Consider the following 845-nt stretch of genomic DNA (forward strand, 5'->3'; position numbering starts at 1 on the left):
TTTAATTATATTCGTAAGGTACAAAATATCGGTAAGTGCTACCGAAGGTTTAGTTCAACAAGGGTTTGCCAAAAGCGGAGCTGAAGTGCTTCTATTAAACATTTCTGCAAGGTTCAATAGTAGTAATTCTATTGACTTTTGTGCTAAAAAACTCCGCCTTCGGCAAGCCCCGAAAACGTTATGTGCAACCAGCTCACGAAAACTATAAAACTGATTATCAATAATTATGACTCCAAATAAAGATTTAAAATTTTATATAAAATATTTTCTTCCTGGACTTGCTTTAATATTAACTTTAATTACTGCTGGTCAATTTTACTCATCAAAACTTAATGAAAATGATTTAAAAGAAGTTGTTGGAAAAGTTACGTTAATAAAAAAAGATAGATATAAACATCATAAATATACAGATGATCGAATAACAATTCATATCGAAGGACATTCTGAACCTTTTTATTTTTTTGAGAATAATATAAATTACTTTAATACTATTATGGAAAATGTAATTGAAGGCGAAATAATTTCCATTAAACATAGAACAAAATTGCAATCAATAATTGGGACTGGAAGCGAATTCAAAATATTTAAATTGTCAAAAAATTCAATAGTTCTTTACAACTTTGAAAACACAAAACAACATTTTTGGAATGTCGGTAAATTTTCATTTTGGGCTTCTTTAGGATTATGGATATTTTATATTTGGTTAAAAATAAAGTTTAAAACAAAAAAGGCAGCACATAACAGCTAAGGATTCGTTGGGCTTGAAAAGCCAACAATGAATCCCTGGTTGAACGGAACCGGTTGTGATTCCATCCCTATGGAGTTGTCGTAAAAGGTTTAGAAGG

At 29.9% G+C, this 845-nt stretch carries 2 protein-coding genes; both read left to right on the forward strand.

Annotated features, from left to right (window positions below; genetic code table 11):
• Positions 1 to 208, forward strand: a 208-nt coding sequence (locus tag EG849_RS15920; protein WP_233581824.1) for a hypothetical protein, incomplete at its 5' end; no start/stop codon positions are given.
• An 18-nt stretch (positions 209 to 226) separates the two neighbouring features.
• Positions 227 to 748, forward strand: coding sequence for a hypothetical protein (locus tag EG849_RS15410; RefSeq protein ID WP_125014316.1), 522 nt, complete (start codon positions 227 to 229; stop codon positions 746 to 748).
• The last annotated feature ends 97 nt before the right edge of the window (positions 749 to 845 follow it).

Origin of the sequence: Flavobacterium macacae (genome assembly GCF_003865365.1) — a bacterium.
Classification (GTDB): domain Bacteria; phylum Bacteroidota; class Bacteroidia; order Flavobacteriales; family Flavobacteriaceae; genus Flavobacterium; species Flavobacterium macacae.

What these genes read in the sequence shown, in the direction of transcription:
- EG849_RS15410 (WP_125014316.1), top strand. Translation starts at nt 227, where the DNA reads ATGACTCCAAATAAAGATTTAAAATTTTATATAAAATATTTTCTTCCT.